This is a genomic window from Pectobacterium quasiaquaticum (genome assembly GCF_014946775.2).
Classification (GTDB): domain Bacteria; phylum Pseudomonadota; class Gammaproteobacteria; order Enterobacterales; family Enterobacteriaceae; genus Pectobacterium; species Pectobacterium aquaticum.
The window spans coordinates 3,629,556-3,648,071 of the sequence record NZ_CP065177.1 but is presented as its reverse complement, the minus strand read 5'-3'; the positions used below and the strand labels follow the sequence as shown (position 1 = coordinate 3,648,071).

Annotated in this window: 15 protein-coding genes; 8 read left to right on the top strand and 7 right to left on the bottom strand. The window is 55.4% G+C overall.

Annotation, left to right across the window (positions count from 1 at the left end):
• Positions 1 to 222 precede the first annotated feature (222 nt).
• The 4 genes from IG609_RS16695 to IG609_RS16680 all read left to right on the top strand — a co-directional run bounded on the left by IG609_RS16695 (position 223) and on the right by IG609_RS16680 (position 4,505).
• Positions 223 to 1,512: an ABC transporter substrate-binding protein gene (locus tag IG609_RS16695; protein WP_102117320.1), complete on the top strand. Its 1,290-nt coding sequence runs from the start codon at positions 223 to 225 to the stop codon at positions 1,510 to 1,512.
• Between the two features lie 67 nt (positions 1,513 to 1,579).
• Entirely contained in the window at positions 1,580 to 2,464 is an 885-nt protein-coding gene (locus IG609_RS16690; RefSeq protein ID WP_102117319.1) for a carbohydrate ABC transporter permease, read from the top strand.
• 27 nt (positions 2,465 to 2,491) lie between these two features.
• Positions 2,492 to 3,331 carry a carbohydrate ABC transporter permease gene (locus IG609_RS16685; RefSeq protein WP_193398296.1) on the top strand — a complete coding sequence of 280 codons (840 nt, stop codon included), beginning with the start codon at positions 2,492 to 2,494 and terminating at the stop codon, positions 3,329 to 3,331.
• A 91-nt stretch (positions 3,332 to 3,422) separates the two neighbouring features.
• The gene (locus IG609_RS16680) at positions 3,423 to 4,505 is read left to right on the top strand and encodes an ABC transporter ATP-binding protein (protein ID WP_193398297.1); all 1,083 of its coding nucleotides are present in this window, start codon (positions 3,423 to 3,425) and stop codon (positions 4,503 to 4,505) included.
• A 189-nt stretch (positions 4,506 to 4,694) separates the two neighbouring features.
• On the opposite strand, the gene IG609_RS16675 is transcribed toward IG609_RS16680, so the two are convergent.
• The 7 genes from IG609_RS16675 to IG609_RS16645 form a co-directional block, all read right to left on the bottom strand.
• The gene (locus tag IG609_RS16675; protein WP_193398298.1) at positions 4,695 to 5,573 is read right to left on the bottom strand and encodes a metal ABC transporter substrate-binding protein; all 879 of its coding nucleotides are present in this window, start codon (positions 5,571 to 5,573) and stop codon (positions 4,695 to 4,697) included.
• A 40-nt stretch (positions 5,574 to 5,613) separates the two neighbouring features.
• A complete protein-coding gene (locus IG609_RS16670) occupies positions 5,614 to 6,468 on the bottom strand; it encodes a metal ABC transporter permease (protein ID WP_116155426.1) in 855 nt (284 codons plus the stop codon).
• Entirely contained in the window at positions 6,465 to 7,175 is a 711-nt protein-coding gene (locus IG609_RS16665; protein WP_193398451.1) for a metal ABC transporter ATP-binding protein, read from the bottom strand. The genes IG609_RS16670 and IG609_RS16665 overlap by 4 nt, the downstream gene beginning before the upstream one ends.
• Before the next feature lie 588 nt (positions 7,176 to 7,763).
• On the bottom strand, positions 7,764 to 9,587 hold the full coding sequence (locus IG609_RS16660; protein ID WP_193398299.1) for a metallophosphoesterase family protein: 1,824 nt from the start codon (positions 9,585 to 9,587) through the stop codon (positions 7,764 to 7,766).
• 41 nt (positions 9,588 to 9,628) lie between these two features.
• Positions 9,629 to 10,525 carry a glucosamine kinase nucleotide-binding domain-containing protein gene (locus IG609_RS16655; RefSeq protein ID WP_193398300.1) on the bottom strand — a complete coding sequence of 299 codons (897 nt, stop codon included), beginning with the start codon at positions 10,523 to 10,525 and terminating at the stop codon, positions 9,629 to 9,631.
• Positions 10,522 to 11,073, bottom strand: a complete 552-nt coding sequence (locus IG609_RS16650) for a glucosamine kinase (protein WP_193398301.1) — start codon at positions 11,071 to 11,073, stop codon at positions 10,522 to 10,524. Before IG609_RS16650 ends, IG609_RS16655 begins: the two co-directional genes overlap by 4 nt.
• On the bottom strand, positions 11,070 to 12,377 hold the full coding sequence (locus tag IG609_RS16645) for an ABC transporter substrate-binding protein (RefSeq protein ID WP_102117311.1): 1,308 nt from the start codon (positions 12,375 to 12,377) through the stop codon (positions 11,070 to 11,072). Before IG609_RS16645 ends, IG609_RS16650 begins: the two co-directional genes overlap by 4 nt.
• 452 nt (positions 12,378 to 12,829) lie before the next feature.
• On the opposite strand from IG609_RS16645, the gene IG609_RS16640 reads away from it, so the two are divergent.
• The 4 genes from IG609_RS16640 to IG609_RS16625 are packed head-to-tail and all read left to right on the top strand — an operon-like array spanning position 12,830 to position 18,516.
• Positions 12,830 to 15,292, top strand: coding sequence for a hypothetical protein (locus tag IG609_RS16640; protein WP_193398302.1), 2,463 nt, complete (start codon positions 12,830 to 12,832; stop codon positions 15,290 to 15,292).
• Between the two features lies 1 nt (position 15,293).
• Positions 15,294 to 16,400 (top strand): beta-galactosidase BglB, encoded by a 1,107-nt coding sequence (gene bglB, locus IG609_RS16635; RefSeq protein WP_193398303.1) that lies wholly within the window; start codon positions 15,294 to 15,296, stop codon positions 16,398 to 16,400.
• Between the two features lie 2 nt (positions 16,401 to 16,402).
• Positions 16,403 to 17,494 (top strand): ABC transporter ATP-binding protein, encoded by a 1,092-nt coding sequence (locus IG609_RS16630; protein WP_180785390.1) that lies wholly within the window; start codon positions 16,403 to 16,405, stop codon positions 17,492 to 17,494.
• Positions 17,495 to 17,517: 23 nt separating this feature from the next.
• Complete coding sequence (locus tag IG609_RS16625) at positions 17,518 to 18,516, top strand: carbohydrate ABC transporter permease (RefSeq protein WP_193398304.1); 999 nt, start codon at positions 17,518 to 17,520, stop codon at positions 18,514 to 18,516.

The following is an 18,516-nucleotide window of genomic DNA, read 5'->3' as shown; positions in this document are numbered from 1 at the left end:
GGACATGTCGATCTTAATCACAAATCGCGATCTGTCCAATTTACTATGTTGTATTTTTGTTTACTATAAAAATATCTGTTTAGTAATCATTTGGTGCGAGGCGGCATTCCCTGTAGAGATTGAATCGTGGGAAGTGGCTTTGCATCCGTTCAGTCATCGCAATGAAGAATAACGCTTTATGCGTCTGACACCAGGGCCATCCGAAAACGAGGAACAACCATAATGAAAAAAATAGTAGCCAAGGTAGTTGCGACCGCGCTGTTGGCGGGAAGCTCGTTGGCGGTTCACGCCGCTGACGAATTGAATGTCTGGATCCGAGCCAACAACAACGCCCGCGTCATCTATGAACAAGAAGCAGCAGCGTTTGAGAAGCAAACCGGTATCAAAGTGAGCTACTTCAGTGCCAGCACTGACTTTGAACAGCGTCTGGCTCGTGCAGCCGTAGGTAATACACTACCGGATCTGATCATCAATGATGCAGCTTACATGGGGCAGTTGATTCAATTAAACGTGGTAGATGCTATTGAGCCAAGTCAGTTGTCCTATGGGAAGGATCTGCAACCTGTGGCGTTGAACAGCCTGAAATTTGGTGATGGTAAATACTACGGTATTCCGACGTCGGTGCAGGCCTCCGCACTCTATATTCGCAAAGACTGGCGTGAAAAGCTTGGGTTACCGCAGCCAAAAACATGGGATGATCTGAAGGCGCTTGCGAAAGCTTTTACTGAAAAGGATCCCGATGGTAACGGTAAAAATGATACCTACGGTTTTGGCCTACCGGGTTCCGCTACGCGTGGTTATACCAGTTGGATCCTCTCTTCCTTTATTTGGCAGGCGGGGGGCGAATTTGTGAGCCGTCAAGGTGATGCTTTCAAAGCCTCACTGGATGATAAAGGCGTGGTCGATGCCGTAACCTTCATGCGTGGCATGGTGTGTGACAAAGTGGTTCAGCCGGGGGCTATCAACGCAGTAACCTCTGATATTTCCAACGCCTTCCGCTCTGGTCAGGTGGGTATGGTGCTGTCTGGCCCATACAGTATGCCCGTGTTCTCTAATGAGCCAGGTCCGGATAAGTTTGAAGTGGTAAAACCGCCGCGTGGTCCGGTCAGCAACGCTAGCCTGGCGGAAGGTGAAGCGATCTTCTTGGTAAAAAGTAGTAAGCAAAAAGCACAGGCGCTGAAGTTTATCGACTTCTTTATCTCGCAGGAAGGACAGAAGATCGGTACTGCTGTCGGCACGCCTAACGAACCGATCGTTCGTTTGCCAGTGAATAAAACGGTAGATGCCAATGCGATTTATCAGGATCAACGTTGGGGCGTATTTGCTGAGCAGTATGCCTCAGATGGTCACTATGTGCCTGCCGTGCCGAACTGGACGCCAATTCGTCAGGTAACTGCCGATGGTTTCAACAAAATCCTGTCCAATTGCCAGTCTGATATTCCAACTGAGCTGAAACAGCTCAATGAAAAAGTGAATATTGAACTGGGTAAACAAAAAGTTTTAGCAAAATAAGTCATTCCACGTCATCGCGTCCGCCTGTTGTTGGCGGCCGCGATGACGATGCATTCAGGCGGTGAATATGAGCATCCTTTCCCCACGTACTAAACGCTGGTTAACGCCTTGGCTGTTTCTGGCTCCGGCATTGATCGTTTTTACCTGGTTTAAATTCATTCCAATGGTGCAGGGCATGGTGATGAGTTTTTATCAGATCAACTTTGGTCAGCCCGATAATTGGGTCGGGCTGGCAAACTTTTCACGCATAGTGAACGACGGCGATCTCCATGATGCCACGCTCAACACCTTGCTTAACGTGGTAGTGACCGCGCTGGCGTCAGCATTTATTGCTTTCTTTATTGCCATTGTGTTGGAAGGGCCAGCACGGCATTTGCGTTTTATCCGTACTGCGATTTTCCTGCCAGCGATCACCAGCGCGGCTATCGTGGCAGAAATGTGGAAAATTATGTTCAACCCTACGCCCAACGGCGTGATCAACCACATGTTGTCATGGTTTAGCATTGATGCGCAGGGCTTTCTCACCGATCCGCACCAGGCTATGCCGATGGTGATGCTGCTGCAAATTTGGAAAGCGGTGCCATACAACATGGTGATCTTCATTGCTGGGCTTGCCACCATCAACCGCGAACTGTATGACGCAGCTAACGTTGACGGCGCCAGTCGTTGGAATCGTTTGCGTTATGTGACCTTGCCGGGGCTGATTCCCGCGATTTCGGTCATCATCATGCTCTCCTTCATTCGCGGTTTTCGCGTGTTTGCCGAAATCTACGCTTCTACCGGGGGCGGACCGTCAGGCTCGACAGAAGTCGTGATGACGCAAATTTATAAGGCCGGATTCGTTCAGTTTGATTACGGCTATGCCTCGGCGGTGTCGTTTGTGCTGTTCATCTTTACCGTGTTGCTGACGTTAATTCATTTTGCCGTCAAGAAACGTTACGTGAAGTATTAATTTGAAAGGCACCAGAGGTATGAGTAGATGAAAATGAAACTGTGGGATCGTATCGGTTGCGGCATTATTTATGCGGCGGTACTGATTGTTTTCGTGGGGCCGTTTATCGGTATCGTTATGACTGCGTTCAGTGGTGCGACGGTGAAACCGGGAGAGCTGGTGCTGTGGCCCTCATATTTTACGTTGGAGAATTTCCGTCGCGCCTGGTTTGAGGTTGGCGTCTGGAAATTTCTGTTCAATTCGCTGGTGGTGGTGGCTTTCGGTTTGATCTTACAGGTTGGGGTGAGCGCATTGGCTGCCTACGCCCTGTCGCGCAAAAAATTTCGCGGCGCGTCCGTCGTCGGGTTGATTATCCTGTCCACAATGATGTTGCCAGAAGAAGTGATCGCTATTCCGCTGTACGTCATTATCAACTGGAAGTTACCCGTGTTGGATGCCTCGATTGCCAACAGCTACATGGGCATGATCTTGCCGATTGTTGGCTGGGCCTTTTCGATTTTTGTGTTGAGTGAATTTATGTCCGCCATTCCTAAGGATCTGGAAGATGCTGCCCGCGTCGACGGGGCTTCCGAATGGCAAATTTTCTGGAATGTGATTCTGCCTTTGGTTCGTCCCGCGCTGGGTACGGTGGTGATTTTTGGTTTCATCATGATTTGGGATCAGTATTTGCTGCCGCTGATCGTGGTGAACCAGGAGAGCATGTACACCATTCAGGTCATGTTGCGTGTGCTCAGCTCGGATGAAAACAGTTCGCCCAACGTCTTTATCGCGATCACCCTGCTGGCGATGTTGCCGAGCGCCATTGTCTACCTGGGACTGCAAAAATATTTCAACCGTGGGCTGATGTCTGGTGCAGTAAAAGGGTGATTTCCCGTTGTGTTGCGGCGCGCAGGCAGCGCGCCGCCGGTTGGTTTTGGCGGCAGTCATGCGCGCCCTGTGAATGAGACTGAGGATTACTATGGGTTCTGTCATTCTTAAAAACGTCAGCAAATCTTTTGATAACACGAAAATCATTCGTGATGTGTCACTGGAGATCCCAGACGGGACGTTCTGCGTGCTGGTTGGCCCCAGCGGTTGTGGTAAATCCACGTTATTGCGCTTGATCGCGGGTTTGGAGGAGGTGACCTCGGGTGAGGTTCACATCAACGGCCTGAATGTGACCGAGCAGGAGCCCAAATTACGCGATATCGCTATGGTGTTCCAAAGCTACGCGCTCTATCCGCAGATGACGGTGCGGGAAAATATGGGCTTTGCACTTAAATTAGCAAAGATGCCGAAAAAAGAGATCAACCAGAAGGTGGATGACGTTGCCGTCCTGCTTGGGTTGGAAAAATTGCTCGACCGTTTGCCGAAAGAGTTGTCTGGTGGCCAACGTCAGCGTGTGGCGATGGGACGTGCGATTGTGCGCAACCCACAGGTGTTTTTGTTCGATGAGCCGCTCTCCAATCTGGATGCCAAACTGCGTACTCAGGTACGGGCGGAAATTCGTGAACTGCACCAGCGTCTACATACGACATCGGTTTATGTTACGCACGATCAAATTGAAGCCATGACCATGGGCGAAATGATTGTGGTGCTGCGTGATGGCGTGATTGAACAGGTAGGGTCGCCACTCGATCTGTACGATCGCCCTGCCAACCGTTTTGTGGCGGGATTTATTGGCTCTCCTGAGATTAACCAATTGTCCGGCTGGGCGGTTGAACATCAGGGCACCTGCGTGTTGCAACTGGATGAACATACCCAAATGCCCGTGCCGCAAGATGTGACGGTTACGGTAGGCCAACAAATCGTCTATGCAGTACGCCCTGAACACTTTGAATGGGTGGAAGAGGGAAATAACACGATCGCGGCTACGGTCGAAACGGTGGAAAATACCGGCAGTGACCTGCATGTTTTTTGCTTGTTGAGCGATCGTCGCCGCATCACTGTCAGCCAGAAAACACGCCTGATGCTGCAAGCGGGCGATCGGGTTTATCTGCGTCCTAAAGCCAATACGGTTCATGTTTTTGATCAAGCCAGCGGCAAACGTCTTAATGCCTAAACGTGTGCCCGCCCTTTTTCTTCAATGGGCGGGCAGCGTCGTAAAGCTTCCTCGGTGCAGATCCCATCAGGATGATGCCTGCGATGACATATCACGGACGGTACATCACGCCCGCTCCTTCTGACTAGCTGTAGTCCTGTGGCGGCTGTCAGTAGCGGCGAAAAGCGGCAGTGGCGCGCACCATCACGTTTACTTCATGCTGGCGGCGAGGGTATCGACGTTGTGTTTAAACGCGGCCGTGTAGGTTGACGCGGGGCCGGATGCATCGGTCAGCGCTTCTGGGTACAGTTCACCGCCGGGCTGCGCGCCGCTGGCCGTCGCGATTTGCTTCACCAGACGTCCATCGGTCTGGTTTTCAATGAAGTAGCTTTTCACCTTCTCTTGTTTGATTTGCTTAATCAGCGAGGCCACTTTTTTGCTGCTGGCTTCCGACTCGGTCGAGTAGCCCACTGGCGACAGGAACGTCACGCCGTAGGCCTGGCCGAAATAGCCGAACGCATCATGGCTGGTCAGCACTTTACGTTTTTCTGGCGGAATGTCGGCAAAGGTTTTCTTCGCATAGCGATCCAGTTCCTGCAACTGCTTGATGTAGGCTTCACCCTGCTGACGATAGTAATCGGCATTCTGCGGATCGACTTTTGCCAGCGCGTTGACGATGTTGTGCGCATAAACGATGCCGTTGCCCATGCTGTTCCAGGCGTGAGGATCGGTTTCGGTTTTTCCGTCTTCCACCATGGTGCGGGTTTCAATGCCGTTTGATGCCGTGATGACCTCACCACGGTAACCGGAGGCGGTGACCAGCCGATCGATCCACCCTTCCAGACCCAGCCCGTTAACGAAAACCAGATCGGCTTTCGCCAGCGTTTTGCTGTCTTTCGGCGACGGTTCAAACTCATGCGGATCGCCATTCGGCTTCACCAGATCGATCACGGTCACGCGATCGCCGCCGATGTGGCTGACCATATCGCCCAGTACGGAAAAGCTGGCGACAACATCAAGGTTCTTTGCCATCGCCAGTGGGCTAAGCAGCAGGCCGGATAACGCAATAGCTAACAGTGAACGTTTCATTTTTCCCTCACAGACAGTTGCAGATAACGAGATTCATCGGTCACCGACGCAGGCGTAACAGCCCACCGTTGTGACCAACGCAGACCGAGAAACAAAAAAACAGCGTAATCGTCAGAATGATGGCAGGCCCGGCGGGCAGCTCGGCATAGTAGGACCACAGTAGCCCGATCAGGCTGGCGAGCATCCCTTGCAGCACCGCAATGCCGAGCATAACGGGCAGACGCTGTGTCCAGAAACGCGCGCTGGCGGCAGGTAGCATCATCATGCCGACCGTCATTAGCGTGCCTAACAGCTGGAATCCTGCGACCAGATTCAACACCACCAGCGACAGAAATAGCCCGTGGATTAACGCCCGATAGCGCCCTGAACTGATGCGCAGGAAGGTCACGTCAAACGATTCAATCACCAGCGCCCGATAGAGAGCGGCTAGCACCAGCAAAGAGGTCGATCCGATCAGAGCAATGTCGATCAGCGCGGCGCGATCCACTGCGAGAATCGATCCGAACAACACATGCAACAGATCGACGCTGGAACCGCGCAGTGACACCAGCGTGACGCCGAGCGCCAGCGAACCGAGGTAAAATCCGGCAAAGCTGGCGTCCTCTTTTAATTCCGTATGGCGAGTGACGAAACCGGAGAGCATGGCGACAGATAGCCCAGCGATAAAACCGCCGATCCCCATCGCCAGCAGCGACATCCCGGATATGAGGTAGCCGATGGCGACGCCGGGTAAGACCGCGTGCGACAGCGCATCACCAATCAGGCTCATGCGCCGCAACAGCAGGAAACAGCCCAACGGCGCGGCGCTCAGCGTGATGACCAGACAGCCGACCAGCGCCCGACGCATAAAACCGAACTCGGCAAAAGGAGAAGTCATCAGGTGAAATAGCATCATGACGTGACGATCCTGAGCGTTGGCGTATCGCTGTCGGCCTTGCGCAGGCTATGTAATAGGGGTTGGGCATCTCCCCAGCGGTGGCCGTCTGGGGTGAGATGCAATATAGTCGGGAAGTGCTGACCGACCAGTTCCAGATCGTGCAACACGGCCAGAATAGTCCTGCCTTCGGCGTGAAGCTGCTCGATAATCTGCAAAAGCGCCTGCGTGGTGTGGCTATCGACCCCGGTAAAAGGCTCATCCAGCAGAATGATGGGAGCCTGTGTCAGCATCAGCCGCGCGAAGAGCACACGCTGTAGCTGCCCACCGGACAGGACGCCAATATGCCGATCGGCAAAGTCTGCCATTGAGACGGCGTCGAGCGCGTCTGCCGCTTTACGATGCCAGTTGGCATTGATACTGCGTAGTAATCCGCGGTGTGGCAGCGACCCCATGAGTACCAGATCGCGTACGCTGATAGGGAACTGCCGATCAAATTCGGATAGCTGGGGTAGATAGCTAATCGCGTTATCTTTACCGCCGTTACCGAGGCTGAACGAACCGGAAAGCGGCGGCAATAGACCCGCCAGCGTTTTTAGTAGCGTGGATTTGCCCGTGCCGTTTGCGCCGATAATTGCTGTCAGCGAGCCTTGATGAAAGCACCCGCTGAGCGTCGCGAGCGGTGGTTGATTATGATAGCCAAACGCCAGTTCCTGTAGGGCAATCATGGCAACATCACCGCCCACCCAACCACTAGCCACATGAGCATCAACAGCAGGGAAACCAGTAACACGCGCTTCAGCGCGGAGAGGGAGTAAAAACGTGTCATCATCATCGATAAAAGATTAATTGTTATATTATAACATATCATTTTTTGGTGATGACGACAGAGGGAATAGGTAAAAAATTATGTAAGCCGATTAGGTTTGGTTTGGTTTGGTTTGGTTTGGGGGAATATTTCGTGCGCCACACAGCTGACAAAACCCAGCTAACTCATATCACGATGGCGCTTCTTTTCACGGCGTAAAAAATTATGCTGAGGAGATAGCAGGCTTAGGATGAGCCGCATGGACGCGGCTCAAGCTTGCGCCACGTATGGAACGTGTCGCAAGCGGTCCTCTAAGCCTGATACCGACGAAGGCACCGCTTTAGCGGCATAATTTCCGCCAAAAAGCCGGGGTTCATAGGGGGCTGGCGTAGCCCCCTATGTCGGGCGCGTGCTACGACGTAGCATGAAGAGAACGGTGTTTGAAGCGCACGAAACCCCCTCGGCATAACCAATGTAGCTAAGCGACAGCCCCGCGAAATGAAACACATTACACCGTGACGAAATTCCCCTGCATATCAACCACAAAGTGCGTCGCGGGCTCATCGTTGATATAACCGGCGAGGATTTTCAGCATCAGGCCGAAGCGGTATTGCAGACTGTCCGGAGGTAGCGTGGCCGTTGGCGTGTAGGCCGCCAGCAGAGCGCGGTACTGTTTCACCCGTGCAGCCGGAATATCCTGCCAGGCGAGATCGCTGCCGTTGCGCAGGCAGTACCAGTCGGTCACCAGCGTGAGCAGTGAAATATCCTGTAACCCATCTGTGCCCGCGACCGCGTTCGGTTTGCGATCGGCCGCGTCGGGCAGTGCTTTGGCGCTGAGCGGTTCCTGTTGCTGTGCGATCCACAGCAGATCGGCGCAGTTCAGCGTATTGATGAGGGGTGACAAATCTTCCGGCCAGTCTTGCACCAGAAAACGCTGGCGTACCAGCAGTGCCAGATGATGGTGCAGGAAGTCGTAATAATCGCGGCTTTTCAGGATGTCGCCCAGCGGTTCACCAGTGCGATCCAACTCTTTCTGATAGAACGGGAATAGATGGTTGAATTGCGGCACGTTGCGCAGGACCAGCGTATCGATATCGACTCGGTCACTATGCAGCGTCGCTAGCTTCATGGCGGGCGGGTAAGCGGCCAGCGACGGCACCGCGACATTCACCAGCGTCCCCTGTGAACCGCGATACACGCCGGTATCGTTAACGTGCAGGTGGCCGCTGAAGTGTAGACGGATTCCGGCTGCCAGCGCCTGTTCGGCAACCTCCGGCCGCGGCGTGCGTTTAATGAAGCTATTGCTGCCAAACAGCTGTTTTTCGTCTTCTACCGTACCGTCGAGGAAATCGACCAACGGATAGTGCGAGAACACCAGCAGCTTCTTGTTCTGCGCTTTTGCCCGTTGCACGACCGATTTCACCCACGGCAGCATGAACGGCTTTTCCGTCAACAAGGCATTCCAACCAGTGTCGTTACTGGTGGAGTAGCCTTTAATCTCTTCGCGTTTCTCTGGGCCATCTTTGACCTGATATACGTTGGCATCGATGGAAAGTAGCCACAGTCCCGCTTCCGGCTCCACCAGATAGGAGGCGTCCACGATATTCCACTGCTTACTGCCGTCTGGCGAGCGGGCGAGATACTGGCGTTTACTTAGTTCATCGCTGTCGCCAAATGGGGTTTCCCAGTGCAGGAAGTCGTCGCGTTTAAAGAAACCAAACGGCTTCATCAGCGGCAGGCCGCGCTCATAGCCGAGCGCCTGCATCTTGGCGGTGACAATCAGCGACTGCGCGTCGCCAAGTTTAACGCCGGGTTTGCTGCTCAGCATGGTGCTGCTGCCATCAGCATTGAGCATTCTCTCCGAGCTGTCATCCCCCTGCGGGCGATTAACGTCGTGGTTGCCGGGCGTGGCAAAGAAGCGCATCCCGTGGCGCTGCTCATATTGCGTCAGGATGGCGGCAATCCCTTCAACGGTAGGCTGCTGGCCGTCATCAGAATAATCGCCGGACAGTACCACGTATTTCACCTGCTGTTTTGCCAGTTCGTCCAGCGCGGCCAGCAGCGCAAAGTAGGGTTCATTGAAGATGCGTGTCGAATTCACCGAATCTTTCAGGGTGCGAATGGTTAGCGTCTTTCCCGTCTGCGCATCGGGCAGGCCGTCAAAATCGTAGTTGCCGTAGATATTGTGGACGTGGACATCCGAAATAATGGCAATACGCAGCGGTCCGGCGGGTGCTGCCGATTCGCCGTTAGCGTGGAAAAAGCCGCCAGCCAGCGTAATGGCGCTGCCTGCACCGAGCTTGACGAAGGTTCTGCGAGTGAGTGATTCCATGACTATCTCCATAGGTGGGGTTGCTGGTCGAACCCAAAGGACTAGCGGTATAACGCATAATCATGACAGGCTATCAATCGCGCGCCGTCGAGTGCATCGCCCATCGGGGCCGCGAGTTGGGATTGCCACTCGTCTGGTAGCCAGGGGCGAATATGTAAGCCGATGCTGCCCATGAGCGACAGGCGGGGAGGCGTATGGCGTGCCACGGCGGCCAACAGCAGGCCGATTTCGCTGGCCGTCTGCGCGAGTAGCGCGTAAGAAACGGCATCGTCCTGCTGAGCGCAGTCAAATACGTGGCGGGCGAACTGCGCATAGTCGCCCGGTTTCGCCTGCTGGCTAAATGTCTGTAGCGCGTCGAGCGTGTTCGTAGGCGCTGTGCTGGCGGAAAAGAAATCGTCGATACGCTGACTGAGCGCAGACGGCGCGCACCAGCCTTGCAGCACATTATAGGTGTGTTGCAGCGCCGCCAGCCCAAGCCGTGCGCCGCTACCCTGATCGGAAATCGGGAATTCATGGCCGCCGTAGGCGGTAATCGTCTGGTTCTGCCACGCCAGCCCGCAGGAGCCTGTTCCGGCAATGACCACGCCTGCGTCTTTCCCTTGATTGACGGCCAGACAGGCACCCAGCGCATCGGTATTGAGCACCTGCGTCGCGTAAGGATGCGGCAACGCCAGAAACGCCTCGTAGGCGGCGCGATGTTCTGCGCTGGCGAGTGCCAGACCGACTTTCAGCCGGGATACGTCATCCGGCGACAGCCCGCTGTGCTTCAACGCCTGTGCAATGGCATCGTCCACTGACTGGCGCACGCTTTCCACGCCGAGCAGCAGATTGGCACGACCGCCGTGTCCCTGACCGAGCGGCGTACCGTCGTCCTGATAAATCCGTGCCCGACAGCCTGTGCCACCGCCATCCACACCGGCATAGAGCCATGTTGTCATGATGCGTGCGCTCCTGAATCCAGATAGGGAAGGCAGGCAATCGCCAGATCGCCGCTGAGGCTGATGGATTCAGTCTGTGAATCCGGCAGGCTGCTGAGCAGTAGAGCCAGCTCACCCGCGCAGCGGGTCAGCAACTGCACCGCCAGCGCGTCCTGCGGGTGTGCCAGCACTATTTGTCCGAACGTGCTGTAGTCAGCGGCCTGCGCCTGTTTTGACCAGTCGATCACGCGATCGATATGCTTATCGAAGTGCAGGAACAGCGCTTCACTGAGCGGTGTAAGCGGCGTGATGCCCTCAACGGCCTGAAGCATCTCCTGCACCGCCCACAGCCCCAGCCGAGATAGGCTGGCCGGATTGCCGAGGGGAAAGCTATCGCCGCCGCGACAGGTCAGGAGGCCGTTATGCCAGTGTAGCAGGCGAGTGAAGCCGCCGGTGACCAGCAGATAGCGGCTTTGTCCCGGCCAGCGCTGTTCGCACAACGTGCTCTCTTTTGCGCGATCAAAGGGGCGATCGCCATCGATGCCGATCTCCCTCAGTTGCCCTTTCACGGTGCGTTTTTCCGCTGTTGTTGATTCGTCGCGATCGTTTCGTTGAGGCGCTTCACATCGTTTGAGGTCAGGCGCAGATACTCATCAAATGACACCTGATCGTTCAGATATTGGGTAAAGCGCGTCAGGATGATAGGGTACAGTTCGTTCGCGCCCAGACTTTCCATACGTTCCCAATCAAAGACGTAAGACGGGATCTTTTTGATCTCTTCACGCGCGGTGTTCAGGCCGTCGATCACGTGCTTATCTTTGGTCTGGTAGTGCAGATCGGCAATATCCGCACCGACGATGATATTGAAGCGCTCGGCGATCTCTCGTTGCAGCGGCTCGCTGCCCAGCCATTCCATGAATTCGGCGACTTCCTGCGGGTGTTTGGTGGTGGTGAACGGCATGATGAAGGTCGCGCCGCCCATCGAAATACACTTCTCTTTGCAAGGCGCGGGCAGCACTTTCCAGTCAAAACCGTCGCCAATCTGCTTACTGAACTGGTTCAACAGCCAGTTGCCGGAGAAGTAGGTCACGATGTTGCCGTTCACGAAATCGTCCGCCATGCTCTTGTACTGACCACCGCCTGCCGCGCCCCACATTTCACGCGGGAACACGCCTTCGTCCGACCAGCGTTTCAGATCTTTAATCCACTGCTGCGCGGCGGCGTCCGGGAAGTTGATCAGCCCGTCTTTATCGTAACGTGCACCGTAAGAATAGGCTGGGCCAGAGAAGCGGAAACCGCTGCGGTCGATGGTGAAGGGAATATGCACGCCGATTTTTTCCGCGACCAGCTTCGAGGCTTTCATCAAATCATCAATCGTGTAGCCCGGCTGCGGCAGAGGCACACCTGCCTGCTCAAACAGCGTCACGTTAATAAATGGCAGGTCGGCAGTCCAGGAGGCGACAAAGCCCGGCAGTGCATCGGCTTTATGCACGCCTTTTACACGCATGATCTTTTCGATACCCGCGCTGTAGCGTTTCTCAAAGGCGGCTGGATCTTTCAGATAGGGGCGCAAATCTAGCGTATAGCCGAGCAGCCCCATTTGCGTGGTTTTGGCAATATCCGGGCCTAAGCCCGCCGCCAACTGCATCGGTAACTGTGTTTGCAGCGCGTTATAGCCGGTGCTGACAAAATTCACATCGATGCGCTCATTACTCTGAGAGAAAGATTTTACTTTCTGCTCCATGAAATGCACTAATTCGGGATCGTCGTCACTATATAAAAATGTTATTTGCGTTTTAGCGGCTAACGCGCTGTTGCTGAATAACCCCAGTGCAAGGGCGGAAAAAAATAACGCGGTGTTGGAACGCATCATAAACCTCTCCGTTGGTGAGCACATCTTATGTTTGATTAATGACGTAAATACCCTGGCGTTGGCGACGGGGTTTATTTTATTTCTGTGAATTATTCCGTTTTCTTATTAATGCAAATTTGCATTCATCTGTCATTTTCATCATGCAATCATGGACAGAACCCTGATTGATTTATGTGAAGCAGGTTAAAGATATTTTAAATATTGATTTAAATAAAACATTTTTGTGATATTGATCACATATGTAAACGCGATAATCTTATTTATTAATGCGAAATGTCAATAAATGAATGCAAATGAAATTTTAATGCAAATTTGCATTAAATTGCGATATCACGGTGCAAGGAATGCCCCTTCGCTCTACATATTGGCAGAGTGTGCACAGCGAAAGTGCAAATAAGTTACGCCATACATTTTCGTTATTTTATTTTTCAACGCCGTAAACAGGATTCCGTATGAATATCGGTTGGAAATTAAAGAAGAACGGTGTCATTAATCGGTTTCTCATCACCGAGTTGACGGAAAGACGTTATTTTGCCGAGCCGGATACGCTGCCGGATAAGGTGAATTACCGATTTATTAACGGTTTTGTCGATGTTGGCGTTTTACCCTGTCGCGTGCGTTTTTTGCAGGAAGAGGCAAAGCGTGAGGTGGTGCTGCCGGACGATTTACGTTTCCCACTGATGTGGAGCGGCGGCGATGAAAGCCGCAGCGTGAATTTCAGCGATTTCTGGCCGTGTCCGGTTCACGTGCAGCGCTTTTCCCGCTGCGTGATCCACAGCGACAGCGCACAGACGGCACCGTTTACGCTCAGCACCTGCGGCGGCGTTACGCTGTGGCTGAATGGTGAGCCGATTACCCGCTTTACGCCGTTTACCCGCAACACCGAACACACCTGTGCTATCACGCTGCCGCTGCAATCAGGGGCGAACACGCTGGTGGTGCATAGCGAAGAGCTGTGCGAGCGCGATACCGACTACCTGTTCAGCCTGTGCTATCAGGGAGACGACACGCTCTTCTGGCAGCTTGATGACGACGCGGCGTTCAGCGCACAGCTGACCGCGCTGGATAGCTGGGTGAACGGGCTGACGCTGGAAAATAATCTGATCCAACCGCCTGTGCTGGTGCTCAATAGCGCGCAACTGCTGCCGGAATCCGTGACGATGGCGCATCGGCTGATTGGCAACGTCAACGAATCCGTCCCCGCATGGCAGCAAAAACAAACGCTGCCTGCTGGCAATCTCGGCTGGCAGGTGGATCTGCCTGCGGTTCTGGTGGGCTATTACGATCTGGTCTGCGCCGCGACCTGCAACGGCATTACGCTGACGCGTACGCTCAGTTTCGGGCGCTTGCCATCGCAAACGATGCCCGCGTTACCGACTCTGGCCGCGCGGCGTGAAGCGGTACTGCGCCATACCGCGCTGCACGGTTTTGAACGCCTCGGAAGGCTGCTGGCGATTGTCGCGACGGGTGAGGGCAGTGATGCGGCTGCGCCGATTCTCAACAGCGCGTTGCAGAAAATCAGTCGCCGCGAAGACTGTGCCGATTTCCAGTTGGTGCCGCTAATTTGGCTGTGGCAGCGCTATCAGGGGCAGCAGTTGCCACCGCAGGACTGGCGGCGCGTGCGCAGTGCCATTCTTGGCTTCCGCTACTGGATTGATGAACCGGGCAACGACACCATGTGGTTCTGGAGCGAAAACCACTGCCTGTGCTTCCACGTCGCGCAATATCTGGCCGGACAAAACTTCCCTGATGACACCTTCCCATGCAGCGGCCGTCGCGGTCTGGAGCAAAAGGCGATTGCTCACGAGCGCCTGACGCGCTGGTTTGATTCCATTCTGGAGCACGGGCTGGTGGAGTGGAATTCGGCAGCTTATTACCCCATCGATCTGATTGGGCTGGTGGCGCTGTACGAATTGGCACAGGACGCCGATCTGCGCGAGAAATCTCGCGTGGTGATTGACCGCATCATGCTGATGACGGCGTGGGTACATCAGAACGGCGTCGCGGTTGGCACCATGGGACGCGCCTACGATAAAGAACTGCGCTCCGGCATGTTGACCGAGCTGTCCGGCCTGTGTGCGTTGATGTGGGGCGAGGGCTGGCTGATTCCGCACTGCGCCGCGCTGCCGCTGCTGTGCCTGAGCGACTATCAGCCGCCGGAAACAACGGATCGGATCGCGCACTGGTCACTGCCGCACGGCGCAGAAGCACGTTGGGTGCAAGGGCTGAACCGTAGCGCCCGCATCATCGCCTGGAAGCAGCGCGACGTAGCGTTTTCTTCCGTCTTCGATCATCACCCCAGCCAGCCCGGACACCAGCAGCATCTGCTGGATGTACGTTTGGGGACACACTATGCCGCCCGCCTGTGGGTGAACCACCCCGGCGAAGATCGCCCTGACGGTGTGCACCGTCCTTCTTACTGGGCGGGCAACGGACGCTTGCCGCACCTGATGCAGTACCGCAATCGCGCGCTGATGGTGTTCGATCTGCAACAGGATATCCGCCCCTGGACACATCTCTATCTGCCACAAACCGCGCTGGATGACGTCATCGTTGAAGGCGTCTGGTGTTTCGTACGCGGCGGCAACGGTTATGCCGCCTTCCATAATCCCGCTGGGTTACAGCCGTTTGCGACCGCAGGCCAGCAGGCGGAAGGCGAACTACGCGCGTATGGCGAACAGAACGTCTGGTTCGTTGCCGTGGACAGCGGCGACGGCGCGCAAGGATTCGCCGCATTCGCTGCCCGTTTCCGAGGACGTTCGCTGATACAGGACCGCGACGGCGTACGCATCGACGATCCCGATTACGGCGAACTGGCCTTTAGCCACACGGCAGGATTCAGCGTGGCACAGCAGCCTTTCATTTTTCCCGACGATGTCCCGGTCGTCCCGCAGTTCAACACAGGAAACCCATGACATGCAGACAGGTTTACTTAACCGACAACAAACCGAAGCGCTGCTGGCGCAGGTGGCGCGGGCATTTTGCCGCCTGAAAGCAATCGACAGCGTGACGCAGGACGACACGCCGGACGCTGGACTGACGATTCAATTCGAAGAATGGGATTGGGAAGTTGGCGTCGGGCTGTACGGTTTCTGGAAGCTGGCGCATCTGACGCAGGACGACACCATGCTGACGACGCTGGCGAACTGGTATCAGCAAAAGCTGGATGCCGGGCTGCCGCCGCGCCAGATCAACTCGACGGCACCGATGCTGGTGCTGGCGTTGCTGTGTCAGGACAAGCCGGATGCGCCCGCGCAGTGGCGTGAAACGGTGAGCGACTGGGCGGACTGGCTGCTGCACTCGCTGCCGAAAACCGAGGACGGCGGCTTCCAGCACACGGTGAAAGAGCGCCCGAACACCGGACAGCTGTGGGATGACACGCTGTTCATGGCCGGTCTGTTTCTGGTGGTGGCGGGGAAATTGCTCTCCCGCCGCGATCTGATCGAAGAGGCGGAATACCAGCTCGTTACGCATGCGCGCTATCTGGCCGATGTGCGCAGCGGGCTGTGGTATCACGGTTGGACGTTTGTCGGTCGCCATCACTATGCCAATGCGTTCTGGGGACGCGGCAACGCCTGGATCACGCTGGTGCTGCCGGAAATGCGAGTGCTGGCGGAGGATCAACTGTCCGCGCCAGTTCTGCGCACGCTGGAAGCGATTCTGGAACAGCAAACGACCACGCTGGCACGCTGGCAGCACGAGTCTGGCCTGTGGCACACGCTGCTGGATGACCCAGATTCGCCGCTGGAGACCTCCGCCAGCGCCGGATTCATTGCTGGGATTCTGACGGCGCGTCGATTGGGCATGCTGCACGATTTCCCGCAGGACGTACTGGAAAAAGGCTATGCTGCCGTGGTGGCGCAGATTGACGCACAGGGCGTGGTGCAGGGTGTCTCGGACGGCACGGCGATGGGGCACGACTTACAGTTCTATCGCGATATTCCCAATGTTGCCGTGCCTTACGGGCAGGCGCTGGTCATGCTGATGTTATTGGCACAGTTAGATTCTGTTTGCGAGGGCTGACAATGGCGAGTCTGGAACTAAAAAACGTCCACAAAAATTATGGTGCGGTGAACATCATCAAAGGTGTGGACTTAACGATTCATGATGGCGAGTTCATGGTCTTTGTTGGCCCGTCGGGCTGTGGAAAATCCACGCTGCTGCGCATGATTGCCGGGCTGGAAGAGATCAGCAGCGGCGAGCTGTTGATCGACAACCGCAAGGTGAACGATCTCACACCGGCAGAGCGCAAGATTGCGATGGTGTTCCAGTCCTACGCGCTCTATCCGCACCTTTCGGTGCGTAAGAACCTCGCGTTCGGACTGGAGAACCTGCACTTCCCCAAAGACGAAATCGCTCGCCGTATTGATGAAGCCGCCCGCATGCTGGGGCTGGAACCTTATCTGGATCGCCGACCGCGTGCCCTGTCGGGTGGGCAGCAGCAGCGCGTGGCGATAGGTCGCGCGATTGTGCGTGAACCCGACCTGTTCCTGTTCGACGAACCGCTCTCCAATCTGGATGCCAAGCTGCGCGTGCAGACGCGCGGCGAGCTGTCTCGCCTGCACCAGAAGCTGCGCACCACCATGATTTATGTGACTCACGATCAGGTGGAAGCGATGACGATGGCGCAGCGTATTGTGGTGCTGAACGCCGGTCGCATTGAGCAGGTTGGCACGCCGCTGGAGTTGTTCAATCGGCCGAAAAACAAATTTGTCGCGGGCTTCATCGGTTCACCGCGGATGAATATGTTCCCGGCGCAGATTGTCGCCACTTGTGCAGACGGCGTTGAGGTGCAGTGTCCGTCGGGTAATCGTCTGGTGCTGCCGTTTATCGGCACTGTCGGGCAGAACGTCACGCTCGGCATTCGTCCTTCACACTGTGAGTTGGTGGGGGATGGCGAGGGCATGGCGCTGTGTGTCGATCGCTGCGAGATGATGGGGCATGAAACCTTTATCTACGGGCGAATGAGCGGCATTGACGATGAGATGATTGTCCATCTGGCGCAGCACCGTGAGTTCGCCGCAGGCGAATCGGTGTTCGTCCGCTTTCCACCGGCGTATTGCCATCTGTTCGACGGCAAAACGGATGACACATTGCCGCGTTGTACCGAGCACTAATTATCGCGACGGGAGAGGACGACATGAAAAAGATTGCCTTACTGCCCGCAGGATCGCTGCTCGACAAGCTGGTCACGCCAGTGGAAAAAGCGGTGAATCTGCTACAAAAACTCGGTGGCCGCAAAGTGATGCCGTGGTTTTTTATCGCGCCGAATATGCTGCTGTTCGCCGTTTTTGTCTTCATTCCTATTCTGCTGTCGGTGTGCTACGCCTTTACTGGCGGCACCAATATCCTGCTGTGGGAACGCCCTTACGTTGGCGTGGATAACTTTTCCACGCTGTTGAGTTGCGGCAACTACGCCGAGCCATCCACCTGTGAACAGGATCTGTTCTGGACCGGCGTCTACAACACCGTGTCGTTCACCTTTTTCAATGTGCTCTGCACGCTGCTGGTGGCGCTGGTGACGGCGCTGATCCTCAACCGCAAGATTATCGCCCGTGGCTTTTTCCGCGCCATGTTCTTCTATCCGGTGCTGTTGTCGCCGGTGGTCGTTGGTCTGATCTGGCAATGGTTCCTTAATCGCAACGGCCTGCTGAATCTGGTGCTGTCATCGCTGGGTGGGCAGCCGATTACCTTCCTGCTCGACCCGACGCTATCGCGTTTCTGGGTGGTGTTTGTTTCTGTCTGGTTTCACGTCGGGTTTTATACCCTGATCCTGCTGGCCGGATTGCAGGCGATCCCGCGTGATATCTATGAAGCGGCGGCGGTGGACGGCACCTCGCGCTGGCGTGGTTTCTATCGCCTGACGCTGCCGCTGCTGGCACCGAACATTCTGGTGGTGGTGATTCTGCTGACCATCCACAGCGTGCAGATCTTCGATGAAGCCTGGGTGCTCACCAACGGCGGCGGCCCCGGCACGGCCAACAGCTTTATCGTGCAGTACATCTACCAGACGGCTTTTTCGTCAAACGCGTCACTCTACGGGCTGGCTTCGGCTGCCTCGGTGTTGATGGGCGTGGTGTTGATGATCCTGACGGCGTTGCAGTTCCTGCTGACGCGTCGGCTGGAAGGGAAAAAATAA